Origin of the sequence: Ectobacillus funiculus, from assembly GCF_004138295.1 — a bacterium.
GTDB lineage: Bacteria > Bacillota > Bacilli > Bacillales > Bacillaceae_G > Ectobacillus > Ectobacillus funiculus.
The window spans coordinates 49,311-70,345 of record NZ_SCFM01000004.1; the positions used below are offsets into that span (position 1 = coordinate 49,311).

Genomic DNA, 21,035 nt, shown 5'->3' on the forward strand with positions numbered 1-21,035 from the left:
GTATGAAGGAACTCAGGAATTTGTTAATTAATTAGGAATTGATTGAACAATACGAAGATTATTCGCAATGAAAAGAAGGTACTACTTGTTCAATGAAGGATTTAGCTTTATAAGACATACAGCAGAAGGACCAAATTGGACCTTTCTTCCTTTGTTCAAATTATCAACACTAATGTTTACAGAGTTTTAAGGAAAGGGGGTGAACTAATTGCCAATTTTGGTATTCTTTTTTATTTGACATTGTTATGTTCTCGGTTATTGCACTGGATCAGCGTTATCCATTCCGAGCCTATATCCTCTCCTTATTTATTATTGTCTTCCTAATAGCTTACTTTCATGTTCCTTTTAAATTTTAAAGTTGCTAAATAACAACCCTTACTACATAAGATTCTGGGATAAATCCATACTAGCCTAATGGAAGTTCAGTTAAAAAACAATTGAGGGTTACAATTAAGTGGTCTTTGTCTTTGTGCTATTTGTAACAAAAGTCGCTCATCAAGTGACCTTAAATAGTAATTAAATGTTCAACGAGAGCACTATCCATTTATTGCAGTAATTAAGAAACAAATGTTAGCTGTTTTATAAAAATTAATAATCTCTGTACACGTGTAAAGCGAAATAGATACAATAAGCATAACAAGACGAATAGAAAGGAGGATATGTTTGTGGAAGAAGAAAACAGTTTTCATACATGGATAAGAAAAAAACTTGAGCAAGAGGGATACATAGGGGATGAACTAGAGGGAAAGGTGAAGGAGCAGCTTTTGTTTGTACCGAAGGATTTACAGAAACTAGCCGAAGAAGCGAATTTTCGAGAAAAAGCAAGGGCTGCCCTTCATTTATATATCGAATCTTTGCGTGATTCAGAGAATCATGTACAAATGAAGAAACAGTTGCTGGAGGGCTATTTACAATATAAGGGATAGGATTTCTAAGTAAAATGCAGGGATATTGACTGGTTTGAAATGAAAAAAACTTGTGTATCCTAGAGGTATTAAATGCGGAGGTGGTAATATGAAATCTTTTACGGTAACGTTTCACGCCGAAGATGAAATGCCTATGATAACGGTACAAAAGTTAAATGAGGATGATTTTAACCGAGTTACAGCGGGTGGAACTAGACATTTGTTTGAACTTGATACAAATATCGGCTTTTTCGTGTTTTTTGATGCGGAAGATACAGATGGGACCGAATATTACTTATCTTTGCAATATGAAGAGGATGGGGAAGATCCTATTGCTTGTTATTCGTTCCAACTTAAGGATTTTTATGAATTCATGGCATTATATTTAAATGACCTTGAGTTCCAAGGGGAAGAGGATGAGAATGAAGAGGAGCAGGAGTACGGTTCAATCCATCATCTTGCCCACTTGCTTTATCACGTAGCAGAAGAGGGGAAGGATGTAGAAGTATAAAGCAGGAAGACACCTGCTTTATACTTCTGAGGGGGTTAATTTCACGTATCGAAATAAAAATTTATTTTTAAAAAACGTCAGCCGAATTAGTAAAAAGCACACTCGTATATTTATAGTGAAAGTTTGCTTTTGTTGTCTAAAATCAACCACATTATCTCACACGCTATAAAATTTCATGTAGCGTAATTCGAATTTAATAATTAGTTTTTTACAAATTGCAAGAACATATACAAACACATTTGTAAACAAACTGTTTATGCAGTAATATTAAAGTCGTGAGTTTAAACTAGGAAGGATTGAGATGCTTGAAGGGCAAACGTGCAATAGAATTATTAGCACCTGTTGGTAATTGGGAATGTTTACGTGCCGCTGTTGCTAACGGAGCAGATGCCGTATTTTTTGGAGTAGATAAATTTAACGCCCGTGTACGTGCAAAAAACTTCACAATGGAAGAACTGCCAGATGTGATGAAGTACTTGCATAAATACAATGTAAAAGGATACGTTACGTTTAATATATTAGTATTTGAACAGGAATTAGAGGATGCACGCAAGTTAGTAGAAGCATGTATTGAGGCAGGAGTGGATGCTCTGATTGTGCAGGATATGGGATTAGTACAGTTAATTCGTGAAATTTCACCTGATTTTCCAATCCATGGTTCTACACAAATGACGATTACATCTCCAGAAGCCGTACAATTTTTGCAGCCGTATGATTTAGAAGTTATCGTGCTTGGCCGTGAGAATAACTTAAAGCAAATTCAAACTATCGCAAATAAAACAGATGTGCCTCTTGAAGTATTTGTGCATGGTGCATTGTGTGTATCATACTCTGGACAATGTTTAACTTCGGAAATGTGGGGTGGACGTTCTGCGAACCGCGGGGAATGTGCACAGGCATGCCGTCTTCCTTATGATTTAATTGTAGACGGAGAAAAGCGGGAAATGGGAAATATTGCTTATTTACTGTCACCAAAGGATTTGGCTGCATTAGAGCTTGTACCTGAGTTAATTGAAGCAGGCGTTTCTACCTTTAAAATCGAAGGTCGTTTAAAATCTCCCGAATACGTAGCAAACGTAGTAAGTAAATACCGGAAGGCAATTGATGAATATATAGCCGGCCGTGATTACAACCCTACAAAAGAAGATTTGCGCGAACTACAGCAAAGCTTCAGCCGCGGATTCACATATGGCTTTTTAAGCGGGACGAATCATAAACAGCTGCTTGACGGAACATTTCCAAAAAGCCGCGGTGTGTTTTTAGGTACGGTGAAAAAAGTATTAAAGGATGCTGTATTATGTGAATTACAGGCACCGGTAAAACGCGGTGACGGTATTGTTTTTGATGCTGGCCGTCCGGAGGAGAAAGAAGAAGGCGGGCGCATCTACGATCTTCGTAAAATGGGGCAAAAAGTTGAAGGCGAAGTGCAAAATGGTCTAATTGAAATTGTCCCGGGCCGTCATGATGTGAACTTAACGAAGGTACGTGTGGGCGATCGTATTTGGAAAACGAGTGATCAAGAATTAGATCGTCGTCTGCGTAAAACATTTGAAGCAGAATATACCTATAAGCTATTTCCTATAACGATTGACGCATATGGAAAAGCAGGAAAGCCTCTTGTTTCTGTATGGCGTGACGAAGTGACAGGTTATACTGTAACAGTTGAATCAGAAGAGCTGCTGCAGGAGGCAATAAAACGACCGTTAACATCAGAATATTTGCAGGAGCAATGGGGCCGCTTAGGAGGCACTGTGTTTGAACTAGCACATGTTACCGCACATTTCTCAGGCAATGTTATTGTTCCTGTAAAAGAACTGAATCGTATGCGCCGTGAAGCTTCTGAGGCATTACTTGCACTAAGACAGGAGCCGAAGCAATATAAAAAGCATGCAGTATCAACAGCAGTTCAAAAACAGAATCACATAAGTGCAGAAGCTCCTCAGCTGTTAGTGCTTTGCCGCACAATGGAACAAATTCATGCAGCGTGTGAAACAGATGTTACCTTTATCTATGCTGATTTTGAATTTACAACAGATTATCCGAAGGCGGTACAAGCCGTACGTAAAGCAGGAAAACATATAGCTCTAGCAACACCACGCATTCATATGCCAGGCGAAAACGGAATTTTAAATGGCATTGTCAAGGCGGGCCCAGATGCTATTCTCGTAAGAAGCTTAGGAGCAGCACATTATTATATTGAACAACAGCTTTCTTTACCGCTCATTGGCGATTTCTCTTTAAACATCGCAAACCATAAAGCTGTCGAGATGTTTTTAGAGCGCGGATTAGAACGAGTTACGCCATCCTATGATTTAAATATCCAACAGATGATGGATATGCTTGCGGTAGCAAAGACGGATCAAATGGAAATGGTTATTCACCAACACTTACCAATGTTCCACACGGAACATTGTGTATACTGTACGTTCTTAAGTGAAGGTACTGATTTTACAAACTGTGGTCGACCATGCGAAACGCATCGAGTTTCCCTGCAAGATCGTATTGGTATGTCTCATCCAGTCAGGGTAGATATCGGTTGTCGTAATACTGTATATAATGCGATTGAACAATCAGGGGCTGAATACTTAAATCATTTTATACAGCATGGTGTTCAGCATTATCGTATAGAGTTCCTTGAAGAAGGTGCAGATAAAGTGAAAGAGGTTATAACATTATACCGAGAAGCGCTGCAAGGAAAACGAAGCGGAACGAGCGTATGGCGAGCATTAAAAGCAACAAATCAGTTGGGAGTAACACGCGGACAATTAACTAAGGCAAATCATAGTGATAAAACGTTACAAAAATGAAATTAGCGGTTTAAAAGCTTTTGCCAGACGCTGAAAATCGGAACAAGGAACAACGGAATGTACGGGTATGGTTCATTCCTATTACTCTCCTGCTGATTTAATACAAAGCTAAATTGAAAAAAGATGACTGTCTTAACAAGAAGGTAAGCCACGATTGAATTGTAGCTTGCCTTCTTGTATTCATCTGCAGTTTATTATGTAATTTAAGTCCATATAAACAATTACTTAGTATATATATGCTTTACAGAAACAAGGAAATTATCCGATTAAATTTTCACAAAAACGACATTGTTTTAATACTGTTACTTATTCAACTGGTGCTTTAGTTTCACAACAAATAATAAATGAGTTTAGTGTGTTATAAAGCATACACTCAAAGACGCCCTGAATGGCTTATGGAGGCATTTAAGGTGTTCTCCTTACCTTTAATTGAATCTGACGGTCCTTCCATTCCGCAAGCCTGCTGTGGAGTTGATGTGTTAGTGTGTTGGTGGGATGCAGAAACCACCCTCATCCACACATTCGGTAAATATCCGACACGACTCAACTAACAGATACGATTTAATAAGGAATACGAGCGTAAAAGTTTGTAGTTAAATAATTAATAATTTCATATACCGTATTAATTTTTTGAAAATATCTTTTTTCAGTAAATACAAAACAGTCGATAGCATTATCTTAAAAAACAGAAATCCAACAGCTGCTAGGGTTGCATTTAGCTGATGTAAATTGATTGCTTGTATCGACAATTTCGGGGGAATAGTAAGGAAAAATATTCAACAAAACCTTGATATCAATGAGTTTCTAGAATGTTTACAAGGCATTAGAAGGAAAACGAAACGGAACGAGCGTATGGAGGGCATTAAAAGCAACAAATCAGTTGGGGATAACACGCGGACAATTAATTAAGGCAAATCATAGTGATAAAACGTTACAAAAATGAAATTAGCGGTTTAAATATTATTTCGATAGTTAAAGAAATACAATAGGGAAATTCATGGAGGAAGGTTGGGGGTATTTTTATCAACCCCATTTGGAGAGATAGGAGTTTATTAATATACAACAGATCATAAAGATGCATTACGGTAACCAGTAAAAAAGGGAAAGGACTAACAACCTGTCCTCATTTGATTTTGTGAGTTCATACAGCGATTCACCTATTGTGAAACGAGTACGACAAGAAGTATCACAAGCAGTGAGAGAGTGTGCATCAAGTATTTCACTTGCCAATGCAACGGACTTCACGCAGGAAGAGGTTAAAGCACTCAAGGAGATGGCATCTGAGTACATGAAGGAATAGGAGCATTAAACAAAGCGAGATGTCTTACATAAACGCATTATGATGCTTGAGAAGGTAAGGAAGACCATTGTTATATCTGAGAGCGTAACTGGACGAATTTGGAAGAGAAACGATTCAATTAGAGTGACTTGCTGGAGATTGCGATTATGGATTTAATAAACCGTTATGAGTGAGGTATGTAGAAAAACACCTATCGTGTGACAGGTGTTTTTATTGTTCTTTTGTTAATAGCAGTGCGTCCTGTGTTGGTACTCTTTCGGATTATACCGATAATCAAACGGACAATCAAAAATGTTGTGGTTAGAGAAGAAAGCGTATATTTCCAATTCCATGACTTTTTGTACTCAATTAGTCGTGTATTCTTTTCGAGCCAATTTTCAGCAATTGTCATAGGGATGCTAAAACATAGAGATTTTGCTATCATACCGAAAATATTTGAATTTTTGCTTAGTTGATTATAGTACACACATGAAATGGGGAAGAGAATGTAGCTGAACAAGAAGCTGAAATCAAAGATTTTAAACAAATTAACAGGATATTTTATGTAACCTTTTTTCACGACTACAGCGTCTAGAATTGTTGAAATGTAACTTTTAAGAAAAAAGATAATGAGCCAGTCTTTCATAAGAGGCTTTCTTATCAAGTTGAAAAAAGCAATTATCCCAAAAAGGAATAGAAACCTTAGAGTCGCTTTTTCGAAAGTGTTATTTATAAAAGTTTTATTCATGCTGATGCCTCCATCCTGTAAATCTCCTTGGATAGTTTAACCTAAAGGGCCGTTAGTAAATATTCTTTGCAATGGTATCAGAAAGTACACATGTAGAAGCGAAAACTCCAATAATGAGTGAGCCATACAATGTGTATGGCTCTTTTTCATGATAGGAAAGGTTTGATAAGGTGAATGACAAAGTGGTGGATGGTTCGTGCAGGCAATGACAATGAATTAATATCAATTTGGAAGAAAAAAGTGTTGCTTCAATTGGATGGACAGAATTAGGAAGTCCTAAACATTATTCGACAAGGGACAGTCTCATAAAAAAAGCACACGTAGTATATATAGATGAAAGACCTGCTACTCGTATTAATTGGGCAAGTCAAGTTTCCACTTTCCGCCCAATATGATCAATCACATTCTCGAGTTCATCAGGCTTCAAAAACTCAATCGGCGAAAAGCCTTTTTCAAACAACAACGTATCCGCCTCAATCATCAGCACATACCGCCCATTCACCTTCGCAATATGAATCGCTCCCCAAAGTCTGCAAGCAAACCTGTGATAGAAATATGGTCAGCCTTTAGCGACAGTTCAATCTCAGGTGTATGCTCAAATAATCTGAGCCGCCACTTCCATGACTTATAAAGAAAGATTTTTGCCATTATTCTTTCGTTAATTCTTCTTCAAAGAAAAAAGTAGATGGATATTCATTGACAATGTAAGCGTACCTTTTCATGTTTTTTATATATTTACATTTAGAGATTGTTACCGATTCACCAGACGTTCTAATATTTACTTCTTGACCACTAGTAAACAGATTTTTTTGCATTTTCTCACCCTTTCTGGTATCGAAAATAATTAAATTTTTAATTATGTTTTCGCGCATTTTGAGACATAGCTTATTAAGTATGACATGACCCCTTGTTTTTATCCAGTGTTTTTGCTAAGGATTTTATTATTCCCTAATAATCTTAATGATTAAAGGTTAAAGTTGCTGTTTTTGTTTATTCAGCTCATAGATACTATTGTATGGTGGATAATGGCTCATTATGAGGGAATCAAATTTGTTGGTCTTGCCATAGAAATGCCAAAGGACTGGAGAGTTTCTACAAGCGGTAGAAAGCTGAAGAGATAACGACAGTGCATTTCATGGAAGCTATAGGTATGAAAAAAGCAACGTTTTATCGCAAAGTGAAGGAATACAAACGTGAGAGTTAATAGTTAAACAAGGATAATTTCATGTACTGTAATGGAGAAATCTCTTTCCATTTCTGTAACCTTGAAGGAACTATTACTTCCTGAATGCTTACTTATGTAAACCTCTCATAAATACGGTATTCATATTTAAAATAAACAGCCCAATTTATTTTGTGTACAAGCAAGCTTATTTTTTCGTCATATATTATTACACAGAGTAGAAAGGGGATACAGACATTGAATTGGAACAACTTAGGATTCGTGATATGTAAACCGGACGCGGTGTACTTAGGTTTAGAACAAGATATTTTATCATTTCTGCGGCAAAAGGGTTTTCAGATTCTTACTTACAAATATGTGACTATTACACCGGATCTATGCCGACGTTTATATTGGGAGGAAAATAAAGATTACTCTGAGTGGTGGCATGAACTAGAAAGCGAATTCTTTAATTTAGGAGAAAGTTTATGTGTGCTGGTTCAAGGTACACCACCATCATCGTACCAATCGGTTTCTGATCTGATTGAAAAAAAGTGGAAAGGAAACTTCAGGCCTGAGAAAGCAAAGGAAGGGACAATACGGCATACGTTTGGATCGAGGAATGGAATATTTAATCTATTTCACTCTTCAGATTGTACAAGCGCTACGAAAAGAGAATCATCAATATTTTTTACGGCTGAAGAGATAGAACGATTACCATATCAACGTGTGCCTTACTCACTTAAACAAAAAGAGAAGCACAATCTTGATATTGCAGATCTATACTTTCGTATCAAGCAGCAATGCATACAAGTTTCATCCATGCATCCCGAAGTGAAGAAAAGATATAAAAACTACATTGATGAGAAGCATTATCAAGCCATGAGCGTAAGCAATTCCTTGAAGCAAACTTGGCTGTATAAAACCTTACAGGAGGAATATCAGATGTTTTATGCGGACATTTACGAAGATCACTTATTGAAGTGTATTACTGACTATAAACATTTTAGAAATATAGACTATGATAAGCTATTTCGAGCGTTCGCTACAATCGGTTTAAACCTTACGAGCTGGGAAACCTGTTTATTTAAAACGACAATGCTGGATATGTAAAATAGAAAAGAAAACTGTTAGAAGATAAAATTAGGTTGTCAAAGAGCATATTTGTATATGTTATACCATTTTATGGAGCAAGAGAAAAGATTTTAGGATATCGCCTAACTGAAATTCATCTCCTCCTTACCGTTGGGCTTCGCCCTTCACACGCTTGAGGAGGGAGATGAATTTCGGAATTACGTTAAATTAGGCTTAATCTACAAGGTTTTTATGTATGACCTGTATATTAAGCCTAATTTTTCATTCGAAAAATATATTGTCATAAACAATATTTTTCGATTACCAAATACATATAAAAAGTTATTTTGTTATCTATCTACTCTAAGGTTTGACGATACTTTTCTAATTCCTTTAATGTCTAGCTTAGACTCTATGACAAGTTAAACATCTTAATAATATGGTGGAACAGGATTATCGTTTTATTAAGAAAGGTGTGCGTTCTATGTTTCTAATGAATTATTTTTGTACGAGAATCGAAATAAGTGTTTCTTTTTCATATTCTAGTCCAAGATAACCATTATTCCAACGAACACTAAATCCATTTGGCATTGGTATATCAGGAAGAATATCTAGTTTAACCGGAGAAAATCCACTTAAGGATAAACGTTCTACCCATTTTTCACCGAGTTCATGCCGTTCTGTACGAATATTTTCGGGTTTCCCTAGAATATCCTCTATTTCTCTCCTGAAAAAAAGCTTTAGTGCGGTTTTCCCTTCATGACTTAATTCCGATTGATTTATAATGTTAAAAACGGCTTTAAAATGTCTCCAGCAATTCTGAAATCGTTCCTCTAACGATGAGGTATTATGATTGACATGAGGTTCACACATGATAACAGCCAGTGGATTTAGATCATAGATATGTTGTATAACTCTATTTCTTGTGTCAAAATCGTCCTCTAGCTCACGAATATGATGTAAAGCAAAAGCTGCATTAACTAGCAAAGGGTATTCAGATTTAGAAATGAAATCCCAGGTTTCTGGAGTCATTTCTTCAGCAGTTGTACAAAAAGAATGAAAAACAAGTTCAATTCCTTTTTCAGCAGCAGCGGCTTGTATGTTCGACTTCGCTTGAGATAAGCTTTCATCAGACGGTTCAACAGCAAATAAAATCAGTTTTTTAGGTGATTTTCCATTCAGCTCAAGTTCGTTTATTAAAGCTAATTCTTGTCGTCCCGTTCCAATGCCAATATTCAGTATTGAAATCTCATCATGCAATTCTATAAATTGCTCCAGAATTTTATTTGCTAGATGACTTGCTATGGAGGCAAGAGGAAAATGCTTAGCAAGCATGTTAAAAAGAATGATTTGAGAAACTTCAAAGCGTTGAAGATATAAATTGATGTTAGTGTCATTTTCAAAATCAAATTGCTTAGACAAAGCAGCAGCGAATATATAACAATCAAGATCCTCAGTCTTTTTCTCGAAATCAAGCTGATTAATAAAATTTCCAATCAGAGTTTGTGTATTTGTAATTTCTCCTGAATCTGACCCGCGTATAATTTGCAATAATGTATCAAAATATGTTTGTTTCAATATTAGACCCCCGATTTCAAAAAGGCACTAAATGTAGTTTCTTTTTACATTGTAGAATATGCCGTCTTAATTTTACTGGTAATGCATTATAAGTTCATTTTTATAAAAATGTTACTTTTACTGAGGCAGACCAGTAATGTACATTACGCCAACCCTTCAAGAATTAACCACAATAAGTGATGATTTAAATGCAGCGGGTTTATGCTGTATGTCTACGCTTGCATATTTAGGAAGTATTTAAATGCTGACTGGTTCACAAACAGGATTTTTTTAGGTTGGGCATTTCTCCTATTACTTTTTAATAAAGTACACATATCTTGATTAAGAAGTCTAAGCGGAGGAGGGGTATAAATGGTATATCCGTATCATGTTGGTTATCATCCATAGCATCATTACTATCCATATCACGTTGGTTATTATCCATATCATCACTATTATCCATATCATACAGGCTATCATCATGGACCGCACGGTTATTATGGACATTATGGATATCAAGGTCAAGGTCAGGGTCAAGGTTATCACAGTGGGCATTAGATGTTAGATGCAAAAAGAAAAACTATCGAGAAATACTAGAAAACAACCTGAAAGTTCTTTTGAATTTAGAGTTGTATAGTTTGCAACAGAGCACTAGTCTGACGACAGGTGCTTTTTTTTATTTTGCACTTATTTGGTCTGCTAGCTGGTGAAAGTCCAGGCCAAGTAAGTGAAAAAATGCTCGATAGCACGATCAACAACTAATGGAGAAGCCTAAGATGGAAGCCTTTCTTAAAATATCAATTACCGTATTTTGTACTAATTATTAAAAAAACAAAAAATATAAAAAATAATCTATCTTCTTTTTTGAATTCTTTCAAACCCACATATAAATGTTTTTTAATCATACAAAATCTCTAATCCTTTCATATACGCTATTGTAGCTTGTATTACACCAGCGCCTATGAATTGTATTATAAAAAGTTCAACAGGCAGGAAATTTCCTGCCTGTTTGTTTAGTTAAATATGCCGCTTTTTTGTATATTCTGCAATGCAAGCCGAAGCTTTTCTTCTGTTTGAACAAGAGCGATTCGGACAAAGCCCTCTCCTGAAGGACCAAAAGCATGACCCGGTGTTACTACAACATTAGCACGATCTATAAGCGCATAGACAAAATCAAGGGAACTCCATCCATTTGGAATCTCCCCCCAAATAAACATACTGCCTGCAGGCTTATCCACTTTCCATCCAAGAGCTTCTAGTCCATCTATCAGTATATCTCTTCTTCGTTCATACATTCTTCTGCTTTCTTCACAAAATTGAGCTCCCTCTCGCAAAGCCTTTGCGGCCGCTTGTTGAATAGGATAAAATACACCATAATCTAAATTAGATTTTAGTTGTCCGAGAGCAGCAATAATTTTCTCATTTCCAATCGCATAGCCAATACGACATCCGGCCATGTTAAAACTTTTAGATAATGAATTTATTTCAATACCCACGTCCTTCGCACCAGAAACTGATAAAAAGCTAATCGGTTTCTTGCCTTCAAAATACAACTCACTGTAAGCAAAATCATGAACAACAATAATATTATACTGTTTCGCAAAAGCAATGACTTCAGAGAAAAAGACGTCATTTGCCATAGCTGGAACAGGATTTCCCGGAAAGTTTAAAATCATAAGTTTTGAACGTTTTGCAACATCCTCTGGAATAAGCGATAAGTCTGGAAGAAAGTCATTTTTCTTCTGTAGCGGCATTAAGTAAGGAACCGCTCCTGCCATTGCAATTCCAGTTGCATATGCTGTATAGCCAGGATCAGGAACAAGAATATAGTCCCCTGGATTAGCGAATACCATTGGTAAGTGAACCAGACCATCCTGTGAACCCATCAGCATTAAAACTTCTTGTGATTGTTGAAGAGTAACACCATATGTATTCACATAATAGTCAGAAATCGCTTTATGAAGCTCCTCAGTACCCGCAAGAGAATATCCATATTCATTCCCGTTGCCCGCACTATTTGCCAATATATCCGTTACAAAGGCAGGTGGGGGCATATCAGGACTTCCAATGCTTAAGTCTATTATGGCGCAGCCTTCCTCTAATTTTTTTCGCTTATAAGCCGCCAATTCGCTGAAAATAGAAGGCTTGAATGCCTCCATACGATTAGATAATATTACTTCCATAGATGTACCTCCCCTGACGGTCGTCCGTGTTTTTTTACACTGTAGAAAAGTATAAATTTCTAGCTAGAAGTCATTTAACATAGTCGAAAACTTTAGGAAATGCAGTGCACTCGCAACCACACGCATCTGTCTTCGCCAATCAGCGAGTTTTCTTTAAAACTTCAGACACCTTCAGTATTTTAACAGGTTATATCTGTTTTTTCCATTGCAGATACGGACTAAAACGAATGCTATATCAATCGTTATTAGGAAAGGGACTTGGAATGTAACAAATGAAATAAAATGCTAGGTATGTATCTCTAGGGAATATTTGTCAAGGGCATAAAAACGAACGGTATTAGCAAAAAACTACAAATTTCTTCTAAATTATGCTCTTGTCCTAGGGTATTTGTCCAATCGTAGTCCACTTTTCCGCGTATACATAATATTGAAAATGCAACATGAATAAAAGAAAGGATGGCTTCCATGTCAGAAAAACATTCTAGAGGTTCTTTAGAGGGTAGACAACACGAGTCAAAAACTTTACCGACTCCTTTTTTCCCTGGTCTTCATTCAAATAGTGTTTTGCCAGAATTAGCAAATCGTAATGTAGAGCCAGATATTACAGAGGGTAATGTATTTGCAAAAATACCGGTTGTACTAGGTGAAACAAAAGTACAAATTGATGTAGACACAATTATTAATTTCCCAGAGCCGGTATTGGAGATTAAAGCAATTAAAAAGAATCTGAAAATTGTACAATGTCGTTTATTAGTCCCAACTAACAAGCTTTTTATTAAAGGGTTTGTACGCAAAAACATTCAATACGCTACTCCGACTGCGGCAACAAGCAATTCTGTTTTATCCAATATCCGCTCCTTAACAATTGACATCCCATTTACTGGTGTAACTGCAATCGACTTCTTAAACTTCCCGAAATTCCAAACAAATCCAGATACAAAAAACTTTACGTTCTTTACTGAGTCACAACTTCCAAAAGGATTCTCTCCAAAAGAGCATTTGCTCTCTGGCGACTTATCTCAATTTGATCAGTTAAGCGGAGAACACTTTAATGAGCTTCCGTTTTGTGAGCTAATCGAAAGCCGCTTTATTGAGTTCGATGAAGCATTAGATCGTCAAATGGGCCGTGTATTAAACGCTCGAGGCGAAGTGTTACATTCTCCATTTGAAGAAGGAACATTCACTAGAGTAGAAGAAAAAATGGTAATTGAATTAACTGTAAAAGTATTGCAAAATCAACAAGTCAATGTGAAGTCTCAAAAGAAACATTGCTAATCTAATTGAAAAGCCTGCAAATATTTGCAGGCTTTTTGACATTTGAAAAGTAAATATAATCCGATACAAAAGTGTAATAACATCTCAAACATATTTTACACCTCCTTTGTACATATTATTTAATGGGTAAACATCGATAATAGTGAGGAAAACATATGATAGAACATTACGAATGCATTATCATTGGCGGAGGTATAGCAGGTTTACAAGCGGCTGTCCAACTTGGAAGATACAAACATAACATACTTGTCATCGATTCTAATGACGGAAGATCTAATCTTTGTAAAGGATACCATAACATATTGGGATGGCCAGACGGTGTAAGTGGAGAAACGCTGCGATCTTTAGGGAAAATTCATGCTCAACGTTACCGTGTCCAATTTCAAACAGATAAGGTCGTCCAGGTAAGACAAGAACAAGAGTTGTATATCGTAACAACAGAAGCTGGTACAACCTATAAAGCTAACATCATTTTACTTGCGACAGGTGTTATGGATAGGTTACCAAATATTTTACATATTAAAGATGGTTTAGGACTAACTGTGTATGTTTGTCCAGATTGCGATGGATATGAGGTTCAACATAAACGTGTTCTCGTACTCGGTGCTGGTAAAACCGGAGCGGAAATGTCCCTTGCCCTTACATATTGGACGAAGGACATTGTATACATCAATCATGACGGTACACCAATTGAAGATGAACTACAGAAAAAGCTTCATGCGGCTGAAATTTCTTATATAAACGAAAAAATCGAGGAAGTTCTTACAGAAGATGGCTCGTTCTTTCAAGGCGTTCGATTACAAAGCGGAAAGATTGTAAGCGGTGAACGGGCTTTTATTGCGTTTGGCGGCAACCATGTCCGCAATGAACTTGCTGAGCAACTTGGAGTATCCTTACAACCGAATAAACACATTATAACTGATCCCCGAACGAAAGAAACAAATATTAGAAATGTATGGGTAGCTGGTGATATAGCGATTCATTCGGAGCAGGTCACAATTGCAATGGGGGAAGGTGCACAGGCCGCTATTTGGATTCATAAGAGACTACTCGAAGAACAAGAAAATAGGAGGTCTAACTGAGATAACACATTTGTTTATTATAAAAATATTATGTAAACAAAATAAATTTGTAAAAGATTAATCATTACAAAAAACATGTACATCCATAGAGGGTGTACATGTTTTTTGTAGAAATTAGGTATAGAGGGAGATCATCACAGGATATCCCACACAGTAATTTCAGCTATGTTTTCACCATGACACCGATTGTGTAAGCAGATATAATAATAAAGAAACCATACATATGGAAAGGGCGTGCGGTGTTGAAGAAAATATGCGTGTTTTGCGGTTCCAGTTTCGGAAAAAACGGCAAGTACATAGATGATGTGAGGCTTCTTGGAAAAACCTTGGCAGCCTGTGACATCGAGCTCATTTATGGAGGAGGAAATGTTGGATTGATGGGGGAATTAGCCAGATCTGTTCTGGAGCAAGGCGGAAAGGTGACAGGCATTATTCCCAAAAAAATTTATGAAAATGTCAATCATGTCGAACTCACAAATTTAATCGTTGTTGAGCATATGCATGACAGGAAAGCGAAAATGTATGAGATGGCAGATGCTTTTATCGCGTTGCCTGGAGGGATTGGCACGTTAGAGGAGCTTGCTGAGGTCATGACATGGCAGCAAATCGGCTATCATTCCAAACCAGTTGCTTTGTTCAATATGCATGGGTACTATGATGGTTTTATGCAACTTCTTTCTAACATGGAAGAGGAGGGGTTTTTGAAGAAACAGTATATTGAAAACTTAGTTATCAATGATGAACCTGTCTCACTTCTGAAACAGCTAGGGGAAAAGGAAATCTCAAAGATGAATAAATGGCAGATGAACGAGTAAGAAAATAATAAAAAACTCTTCCGAAATGGGTGCGGAGGAGTTTTTTATTTATCCTTATTTATTGTGCGCATTTGAGTACCTGCTTTTCTTTTACTATAGATTTTAATTTAAAGACTAATGTACCCCATAGTTCGTTTTTGTAAGCGCATAACACTGCTGGTGTTAAACGAACTGTCAGAAAGAAATTCTCTAATTGCCTGCGGGCATAGCTGAAAATTTGTTCCTCATAAAATAAAATCCTCTTCTGAATCTTTATTGTAATTTCATCAAGTAAATCAAAGACAAAGTCTAGTGCTGCAAAATGAAACTCCCCACAAAATATTTCCATTCTCATACTTATTCCCCGCTTTACAAAAAATTAAATAAGCGTTTACATTATATTAACATAAATTTAACAAAGTTCAACAGATTTTAGCTGTATAAAGTACAAATTTGTATTTAACTCGCTATAGAATCACTTTCTAGATAAAGATACGCAGGGCTGTAGTTAGGCATGCTTACTAGATTTATAGGCTTTAGTTGAATTTTTCAATCAGTCAAGACATTCGTTTATACAAACGTGCTGTAGGGCACGTATATATGCAGTGTAAACAACCCTTATGGATATAACAACAAGGAGGAAATGGTTTTGTCGACAAGTTACCGTAAGCAGGAGTCATTTAACCCTCAGTTTCATCATGATTTTTTGAATTCTTTAATCGGGAAAGAGGTTCAAGTATACAGAAAGGGGCCGGATTCTAAAATCGGAAAGCTTCTTGCGGCTCACTCTGATTATATTACATTATATGTACAAAAGCCTAAATCTATTGTTTATTATAATGTACAGCATATTAAAAGCATTACTGAGAATGTAAAGGCAAATGCACATTCATATTATGAGCAACAAGAAGATGCCATCTCATGTGTACAAGCTGATGATTTCCGCGGCTTGCTGAAGCAACTAATCAATGAAAATGTCCATGTAAACCAAGGTCCAGATTCAAGACCAGGACGTTTAGTAGCTGCTGTTGAAGATTATATTATTTTGTTCACAAAAGATGATGGATATGTATTTTTCAATACTGCACATATTAAAAGTATTACTGTAAACTCTGAAAAGAAAATCGCTATGGAAAAAGAGACTGCTATGGAAGGAAATATGCAGTTAGATTATGTAGCAGCTAGCAGCTTTCATGATGTATTTCGCCATATGAACCATAAATGGGTATCCATCAATGGTAAAGGTCCAGAAGCAATTGAAGGAGTTCTTTCCGAAGGTACAGGAGGCCACTATACACTCGTCAACAATGAAGAGGTACTTCGCATTTACCCGTATCATATTAAAAGTATCAGCAGTGGTCCGAAAGGTTCATTCAAGAAAGTAATGGAAAATATTGAAAAAAACAACCAAAACCAAAGTGAAGAAGATAATAGCACTAGTGAAGATTCCCAAAATGAAACTAGTGATCAGGGCAGTAACCAAGATAATAATCAAGATAGTAATCAAAGCAGTAATCAAGACAGCAACAAAGACAGCAGCAGTGATAAAGGTAGTAACGAAAACAGCAACAAGTACAGTAATCAATACAGTAACAAGTACAGTAACAAGAATAATAACAAATACAGTGATAAATATAGCAGTAATAGCAATAGCCGTGGTTACTCACGTGAAACTGTCATTGAATCGATTGACTATGATTGGAATCCGAAAGGACGTTATTAAAACAGACTATAAAAATGGCGGTGGATGTGCATACATTGCATCTCCATCGCTTTTCCCAATTTGTTTAGAAGGAGGGAAAATATGTACCATTTGAAACAACTTGTTGGAAAGCAAATTGATTTAGAAATTTCAGGAGGAATCTTTCTACAAGGGATTTTAGTTGATTTGGGTTTAGATATCATAGTCTTATACAATGGGAAGGATTATTTATATATTCCTCATGTGCATATTCAAAATGTAAAGCTTAGCACTGAATTAAATAACGAGCTACAAGGCGATAAAATAGAAACGCCGTTCCGTGACGATGAAAATGAAATCTCTTACCGAAAAACACTATTAAGTGCGAAAGGTCGTTTTGTACAGATATATATCATTGGAGATAAAGCAATTCATGGATATATCACAAACATACTCAATGATTATTTTGTGTTTTATTCCCCTATATACAAGACAATGCTTATATCGTTAAATCATCTAAAGTGGCTAATCCCCTATCGTTCTTCTCTTACTCCGTATACGTTAGGTAACGAAGCCTTGCCTGTTAAACCTACCAATTCGCCAATGCAAAGGTCATTGGAGGAACAGCTAAAGAAATGTGAAGATAGCCTTGTTATACTCGACTGTGGGGATCATCCAATGAAAACAGGCCTGTTGAAGCAAGTTCAAAATAGTATGGTGCAACTTATACTAGCGAATGGCGAATTTGTTTATTGGAAAATCTCTCACATCAAAGCTGTTTATTTTCCATAATCATTCAGCAACTTATGTTTTAAGGGTAAAGGGTAAGCGAGTGTATCTGTATACATTTCGATATATTATAAAAAGACGGTCTCACAAAAATGCAGGGACACGCACTCAGCTTTTTGTGAGACATCCTATAATACAGCTACTCTTCTATTACCTCATACTCATCATCTTCTAATAGTAAGAGTTGTTTTCGTTTCTCTTTCTGTGCTATATCAATTACATCATATGCACCTAATGCTCGCAGCTTCTTGCTTGATACATTGACCATTGCTTCTACGGATGAAAGCAAAATATCCTCATCATCGAACGCACCAGGCAAGTTCATTTCGTCTGTCTCAAATACACAAGCATAGTATTCGTCTAATAATTCCTTACTAGGATTTTGTTCTTCCACGTCAATGAATTGCTTTACTACTGATATGTATTCTTCTTTTGGCTGATATACACGCAATGTTGCCATTTTGTATTTCTCCTTTATTGTATTAATAAGCATTTATTATACAGCCTTTGTTATACATACGCCAAGAAAGAGTATTTACCGGACTACTGTAAGTATTTTTTGATTTCGATAAATAGAAGATAATACCAATAGTATTATTCCGTAGTAGCCTGAACTTATACTATAGAATTTCTATTAAGATTTGCTTTTTATGTATACCGTTCACTGTTGCAGGCGGCTTTACATTTAATTTACCGATTAGTGAACTCTTTGGTAGCGATGGGCATCCTTGATATACGTTGAATAATAATGTCCATGAGAAGAAGCGCTCATAAGACCTTTATAGACATGCTCAGGCACATTGTAATAATCATAGGTAGCATTTTTTAATTCGACACGTAAAATCATTGCAGATGCATCATAACCTACAGAAACCAACTTAGATGAATTTACACGATTCATAATCATAGGTATCCCTCCTCTGGATTGTAATCATTATATTTCGATAGTAGAAAGGGAATTCCTTCTATTTTATCGAATGTACGGATAAAAAAGAAATCGAATATAAAAAAGGAAACATAAGTGCTATAAAAAATGAAATAATGAGTGCTGCTCTTGCGTCCTAACTATTTTGGTTGTAACTTTAGAGAAGAGAAATCCAGGAGGGAAATTGAGAGTGAAAAGAAAAAGTGTATATGTATTGCCTATTTTACTTCTAATTATAGCCTTCGTTTCATATTATTTTCTTTCAATAGATAAAAAACAATATGAAAAAATATCTAATATTACATACGGAGAAAGTGGACAAAAACTAGATCTGTATACGCCTAAAGGAACGAATATCCCCGTCATCCTCTATGTGCACGGAGGAGGATGGTCAAGAGGCAATAAAGAGAATGTATCAGCTAAACCTGCATTTTTCACTGAAAATGGTTATGCATTCATATCGATAAACTATCGCCTACATCCTAAAGCTTCATATGAAGAAATGGCCCAAGATGTGGTAACAGCCCTTCGTTGGGTTTACGAAAACGCAGATACATATAACCTGGACCAAGGACGGATTAACTTAATGGGACATTCCGCCGGAGGTCATCTCATTATGCTTGTCGGTATGAATCCTAAGTATTTACAAGCAAATAACTTATCAACAGATATAATCCACTCACTTGTGGACTTAGATGGACCTGTTGATCTTGAATACTTTATCCAGAGAATTCCGTCTTACAAAAAGGTATTTGGAGAGAATAAAAACGAGTGGGCTGTCGCTTCGCCGATTACATATGCAGTACGCCAGCCGCTTCCACCTTCTTTTTTGATTGCACGTAAGCAAAATACTTCGACTCTGCACTTTATTGACATTGTAAAACGGAACCAAAATGAAGTATCGTTCTATGGATATACGAACATTTCTCATAGTGAAGTAACTAAGCTGGTCGGAGTTCCTTCAGCAGGAACTGAAGCAAGCGAGATAACAAATTCTATACTTAGCTTTTTGAATACACACAATAAATAAGAACATCGCAAAAGAGATGCCCCTTAGGATCCCTTTTGCGATGTTCTTTTGGTTATATCTCTTTAAGGATTGTAATTCTTTCTCTGCCCCATAGCAATGAATACCCTTCCCTTAAGCCGATTGGCGAGCCGTTAGGAGAAGGCAGAGGCGTAGCTGCACTTATACTTACACTTGGTTCCTAAAGTCCCATGCTACGTTGAGTTAATTTCTAGCTGGACTTTTATGTTTTTTTAAAACTCTCCTTCAATGGAGATAACGTCCTTTTTCTGGAATCGCAATTTCATCAAATTGTTCTGCGAGTCGGTGTAATTCATATGATAACTTTTCCCCGACTAAAGGAAGCCCGTGTCCTGTAATGGCAACGGAAGGCTTTAAAGCATCAAGATGGCGCACAGATTCTCGGGCAGCTTCCCAATCCGTTGTAAAATATTTTGGGGGACCATTAATTTCTTGTTTTTGGGTGATCACCTTATACAAAGATTCTTGTTTAACTGTTACAAATGCATCTCCGGCAATAAGAGCTCGATCCTTATCACGAAATAAGGATATATGTCCTGGTGTATGCCCGCCTGTATGAAGCCAACGCCATCCAGAAAGCTGATGGATTGTACCGTCAGCCGGCAGTGGTTGAACCCATCTCCCAGCATCAATTCCATGATTCGGAAACATTGGTGATATTTTAGCTATTAACCCTTTATCTACAGTCGAATCAGCAGGAGGATAATTTTCTTTCCCGGTTACATAAGGCATTTCTAGCCTATGAGCATAAACAGAAACATCCCAAGCTTCAGCTAATTCTATGAGTGAACCAACATGGTCAAAATGGCCGTGTGTAAGGATGATAGCTTTCGCCTTACAGTTTTGTCCGAATCTCTCCCTCGCAGCATTCATAATAACATCAGCACAATCAGGCATTCCAGCATCTACCAGCACAAACTCATTTGTTTCTTTTGGATCCCCGACAAAGCATACATTAACGATCTGTATCGGCAAACAAAATAAATCAGGAAGAACCTCTAGACCAATTCCACTTGTGATCGTTGTCATTGGTGGAATAAAATCTCTTGCAAACGTATTCTCATGTGTAAAATCCATTTTTGGTGTTCCTTTCTTATGTAAGTTTCTTATTTGGTATTTATTGTTTGTATCTATGTGTGTCATGATACTCATTTATTTCATTATGAAGAAACTGTTTAACTGGATAACAGGGAGCCATACCCCAACTGTGACCAT

Annotated in this window: 20 protein-coding genes and 1 pseudogene; 13 read left to right on the forward strand and 8 right to left on the reverse strand. The window is 36.6% G+C overall.

The features are described 5' to 3' along the window. Nucleotides 1–665: 665 nt before the first annotated feature. From EP737_RS01730 to EP737_RS25330, 5 genes are all read left to right on the forward strand, one after another. A complete protein-coding gene (locus tag EP737_RS01730) occupies nt 666–926 on the forward strand; it encodes a hypothetical protein (protein ID WP_129726204.1) in 261 nt (86 codons plus the stop codon). Nucleotides 927–1,014: 88 nt separating this feature from the next. After that, the gene (locus EP737_RS01735; protein ID WP_129726205.1) at nt 1,015–1,416 is read left to right on the forward strand and encodes a cytosolic protein; all 402 of its coding nucleotides are present in this window, start codon (nt 1,015–1,017) and stop codon (nt 1,414–1,416) included. Nucleotides 1,417–1,721: 305 nt separating this feature from the next. Then, on the forward strand, nt 1,722–4,223 hold the full coding sequence (locus EP737_RS01740; protein WP_425455826.1) for a U32 family peptidase: 2,502 nt from the start codon (nt 1,722–1,724) through the stop codon (nt 4,221–4,223). 344 nt (nt 4,224–4,567) lie between these two features. Next, nucleotides 4,568–4,774 (forward strand): hypothetical protein, encoded by a 207-nt coding sequence (locus EP737_RS25325; protein ID WP_205650856.1) that lies wholly within the window; start codon nt 4,568–4,570, stop codon nt 4,772–4,774. 611 nt (nt 4,775–5,385) lie between these two features. Continuing rightward, complete coding sequence (locus EP737_RS25330) at nt 5,386–5,523, forward strand: hypothetical protein (protein WP_165350661.1); 138 nt, start codon at nt 5,386–5,388, stop codon at nt 5,521–5,523. Between the two features lie 190 nt (nt 5,524–5,713). Here the strand turns inward: EP737_RS25330 and EP737_RS26480 are convergent, their stop codons facing one another. Both EP737_RS26480 and EP737_RS01750 read right to left on the reverse strand, forming a co-directional pair. Further along, nucleotides 5,714–6,250 carry a CBO0543 family protein gene (locus tag EP737_RS26480; RefSeq protein ID WP_342772872.1) on the reverse strand — a complete coding sequence of 179 codons (537 nt, stop codon included), beginning with the start codon at nt 6,248–6,250 and terminating at the stop codon, nt 5,714–5,716. 367 nt (nt 6,251–6,617) lie between these two features. Next, nucleotides 6,618–6,875 (reverse strand): annotated as a pseudogene (locus EP737_RS01750) (DUF3898 domain-containing protein); the annotation flags it as partial. Nucleotides 6,876–7,670: 795 nt separating this feature from the next. Here EP737_RS01750 and EP737_RS01755 point away from each other — a divergent pair. After that, nucleotides 7,671–8,525 (forward strand): nucleoside-diphosphate kinase, encoded by an 855-nt coding sequence (locus EP737_RS01755; protein ID WP_165350662.1) that lies wholly within the window; start codon nt 7,671–7,673, stop codon nt 8,523–8,525. Between the two features lie 459 nt (nt 8,526–8,984). Here the strand turns inward: EP737_RS01755 and EP737_RS01765 are convergent, their stop codons facing one another. After that, nucleotides 8,985–10,064, reverse strand: a complete 1,080-nt coding sequence (locus tag EP737_RS01765) for a GRAS family protein (RefSeq protein WP_129726208.1) — start codon at nt 10,062–10,064, stop codon at nt 8,985–8,987. A 367-nt stretch (nt 10,065–10,431) separates the two neighbouring features. Here EP737_RS01765 and EP737_RS25920 point away from each other — a divergent pair, with 367 nt between their 5' ends. Then, nucleotides 10,432–10,608: a hypothetical protein gene (locus EP737_RS25920; protein WP_205650857.1), complete on the forward strand. Its 177-nt coding sequence runs from the start codon at nt 10,432–10,434 to the stop codon at nt 10,606–10,608. Between the two features lie 448 nt (nt 10,609–11,056). Here the strand turns inward: EP737_RS25920 and EP737_RS01770 are convergent, their stop codons facing one another. Continuing rightward, entirely contained in the window at nt 11,057–12,226 is a 1,170-nt protein-coding gene (locus EP737_RS01770; RefSeq protein WP_129726209.1) for an LL-diaminopimelate aminotransferase, read from the reverse strand. A 465-nt stretch (nt 12,227–12,691) separates the two neighbouring features. On the opposite strand from EP737_RS01770, the gene EP737_RS01775 reads away from it, so the two are divergent. From EP737_RS01775 to EP737_RS01785, 3 genes are all read left to right on the forward strand, one after another. Next, nucleotides 12,692–13,501, forward strand: a complete 810-nt coding sequence (locus tag EP737_RS01775) for a CsxC family protein (protein ID WP_129726210.1) — start codon at nt 12,692–12,694, stop codon at nt 13,499–13,501. 155 nt (nt 13,502–13,656) lie between these two features. Next, nucleotides 13,657–14,583 (forward strand): NAD(P)/FAD-dependent oxidoreductase, encoded by a 927-nt coding sequence (locus tag EP737_RS01780; RefSeq protein ID WP_129726211.1) that lies wholly within the window; start codon nt 13,657–13,659, stop codon nt 14,581–14,583. A gap of 239 nt (nt 14,584–14,822) precedes the next feature. After that, the gene (locus tag EP737_RS01785; RefSeq protein ID WP_129726212.1) at nt 14,823–15,398 is read left to right on the forward strand and encodes an LOG family protein; all 576 of its coding nucleotides are present in this window, start codon (nt 14,823–14,825) and stop codon (nt 15,396–15,398) included. 58 nt (nt 15,399–15,456) lie between these two features. On the opposite strand, the gene EP737_RS01790 is transcribed toward EP737_RS01785, so the two are convergent. Continuing rightward, a complete protein-coding gene (locus EP737_RS01790; RefSeq protein ID WP_129726213.1) occupies nt 15,457–15,732 on the reverse strand; it encodes a hypothetical protein in 276 nt (91 codons plus the stop codon). 294 nt (nt 15,733–16,026) lie between these two features. On the opposite strand from EP737_RS01790, the gene EP737_RS01795 reads away from it, so the two are divergent. Both EP737_RS01795 and EP737_RS01800 read left to right on the forward strand, forming a co-directional pair. After that, on the forward strand, nt 16,027–17,100 hold the full coding sequence (locus EP737_RS01795; RefSeq protein WP_129726214.1) for a spore coat protein CotH: 1,074 nt from the start codon (nt 16,027–16,029) through the stop codon (nt 17,098–17,100). Nucleotides 17,101–17,181: 81 nt separating this feature from the next. Beyond that, nucleotides 17,182–17,850 (forward strand): DUF2642 domain-containing protein, encoded by a 669-nt coding sequence (locus EP737_RS01800; RefSeq protein WP_129726215.1) that lies wholly within the window; start codon nt 17,182–17,184, stop codon nt 17,848–17,850. Between the two features lie 136 nt (nt 17,851–17,986). Here EP737_RS01800 and EP737_RS01805 read toward each other — a convergent pair whose 3' ends face one another. Both EP737_RS01805 and EP737_RS01810 read right to left on the reverse strand, forming a co-directional pair. Beyond that, nucleotides 17,987–18,307 (reverse strand): hypothetical protein, encoded by a 321-nt coding sequence (locus EP737_RS01805; RefSeq protein WP_129726216.1) that lies wholly within the window; start codon nt 18,305–18,307, stop codon nt 17,987–17,989. Between the two features lie 237 nt (nt 18,308–18,544). Then, complete coding sequence (locus EP737_RS01810) at nt 18,545–18,754, reverse strand: KTSC domain-containing protein (RefSeq protein ID WP_129726217.1); 210 nt, start codon at nt 18,752–18,754, stop codon at nt 18,545–18,547. A 208-nt stretch (nt 18,755–18,962) separates the two neighbouring features. Between EP737_RS01810 and EP737_RS01815 the strand changes: the two genes are divergently transcribed. Continuing rightward, nucleotides 18,963–19,802, forward strand: coding sequence for an alpha/beta hydrolase (locus EP737_RS01815; RefSeq protein WP_246040143.1), 840 nt, complete (start codon nt 18,963–18,965; stop codon nt 19,800–19,802). 243 nt (nt 19,803–20,045) lie between these two features. Here EP737_RS01815 and EP737_RS01820 read toward each other — a convergent pair whose 3' ends face one another. Further along, nucleotides 20,046–20,897, reverse strand: a complete 852-nt coding sequence (locus EP737_RS01820) for an MBL fold metallo-hydrolase (RefSeq protein WP_129726218.1) — start codon at nt 20,895–20,897, stop codon at nt 20,046–20,048. Nucleotides 20,898–21,035 lie beyond the last annotated feature (138 nt).

Coding starts and splice junctions, on each gene's coding strand:
- EP737_RS01810 (WP_129726217.1), bottom strand. CDS start 18,754: ATGATTATGAATCGTGTAAATTCATCTAAGTTGGTTTCTGTAGGTTAT.
- EP737_RS01775 (WP_129726210.1), top strand. CDS start 12,692: ATGTCAGAAAAACATTCTAGAGGTTCTTTAGAGGGTAGACAACACGAG.
- EP737_RS01790 (WP_129726213.1), bottom strand. CDS start 15,732: ATGAGAATGGAAATATTTTGTGGGGAGTTTCATTTTGCAGCACTAGAC.
- EP737_RS25325 (WP_205650856.1), top strand. CDS start 4,568: ATGAGTTTAGTGTGTTATAAAGCATACACTCAAAGACGCCCTGAATGG.
- EP737_RS01735 (WP_129726205.1), top strand. CDS start 1,015: ATGAAATCTTTTACGGTAACGTTTCACGCCGAAGATGAAATGCCTATG.
- EP737_RS01800 (WP_129726215.1), top strand. CDS start 17,182: ATGTACCATTTGAAACAACTTGTTGGAAAGCAAATTGATTTAGAAATT.
- EP737_RS25920 (WP_205650857.1), top strand. CDS start 10,432: ATGTTGGTTATCATCCATAGCATCATTACTATCCATATCACGTTGGTT.
- EP737_RS01820 (WP_129726218.1), bottom strand. CDS start 20,897: ATGGATTTTACACATGAGAATACGTTTGCAAGAGATTTTATTCCACCA.
- EP737_RS01805 (WP_129726216.1), bottom strand. CDS start 18,307: ATGGCAACATTGCGTGTATATCAGCCAAAAGAAGAATACATATCAGTA.
- EP737_RS01770 (WP_129726209.1), bottom strand. CDS start 12,226: ATGGAAGTAATATTATCTAATCGTATGGAGGCATTCAAGCCTTCTATT.
- EP737_RS26480 (WP_342772872.1), bottom strand. CDS start 6,250: ATGAATAAAACTTTTATAAATAACACTTTCGAAAAAGCGACTCTAAGG.
- EP737_RS01780 (WP_129726211.1), top strand. CDS start 13,657: ATGATAGAACATTACGAATGCATTATCATTGGCGGAGGTATAGCAGGT.